The sequence below is a fragment of the Pandoraea sp. E26 genome, from assembly GCF_000681415.1.
Classification (GTDB): domain Bacteria; phylum Pseudomonadota; class Gammaproteobacteria; order Burkholderiales; family Burkholderiaceae; genus Pandoraea; species Pandoraea pnomenusa.
On the sequence record NZ_AYXJ01000076.1, the window covers coordinates 1 to 921 of the forward strand.

Below are 921 nucleotides of genomic sequence, written 5' to 3' on the forward strand. Positions count from 1 at the left end.
CTTAAGAGACCGTTTCAAAAAGACTGCGCCGTACGTCTGAAGATGTTCCAGCAGACGAGGGAGCAACCGAGTTTGAGGAATGCTTCGTGAATGTCGGCGCGACGCTCAAAGCGAATGCGAAGACGACGAAAGTTGTGGAGCCATGCGTGAGTACGCTCGACCACCCAGCGAAATTTACCGAGACCACTACCGTGCTCGGTCCGGCGCTTTGCGATCACCGGCTTGATGCCACGTTCGCGAAGTTTCCGGCGGTGTGGTTCGGAGTCGTAGCCGCGATCGGCGTAAATGACTTTGGGCTTCTGAAGCGGTCGGCCACGTACACCGCGAATCGGCGCAATCGCATCGACAAGCGGCAGCAACTGGGTGACATCGTTGCGGTTCGCGCCAGTCAGGATCGCGGTGACGGGGACGCCGTTTGCGTCGACGAGGATGTGGTGCTTGGAACCGGGTCGCGAGCGATCCGTGGGGTTCGGGCCAGTTTTTCGCCCGCCCCAACGGCTCGCACCGACGATGAATCGACGGCTGCGCGTGAGAAATCGAGCTGGCCGGCCTCGCGTAACTTCGCGAGCAGCAGCTCGTGCAGCCGGTCCCACACGCCGGCCTTTTGCCAGTCGCGCAGGCGACGCCAGCAGGTCGGGCCCGAACCAAATCCCAACTTGATCGACAGGTCGCACCAGCGTATCCCGGTCTTGAACACGAACAGGATGCCGTTCAGTGCCGCCCGGTCCGAAACAGGGCGGCGGCCTGGATATTTCTTGCGTCGCGGCTTTGGCGGCGGCAGCAAAGGTTCGATCAATGCCCACAGTTCGTCATCAATGATCGGCGTGCCCATCTCCTTGGTTCCTGTTGTTCAGATGGCCAAGGTTAACAGCTTGCCGAAAAGGTTAACAGCCCCCTCGGGGTCTTTTTGAAATGGTCTCT

General features: G+C 60.2%; 1 protein-coding gene. It reads right to left on the bottom strand.

What is annotated here, in order from left to right:
• Positions 1 to 14 precede the first annotated feature (14 nt).
• A protein-coding gene (locus W930_RS29945) for an IS5 family transposase (RefSeq protein ID WP_226234025.1) occupies positions 15 to 832 on the bottom strand; the annotation gives its coding sequence in 2 pieces (ribosomal slippage) (positions 15 to 484 and positions 484 to 832; 819 coding nt in all).
• Positions 833 to 921: the final 89 nt, after the last annotated feature.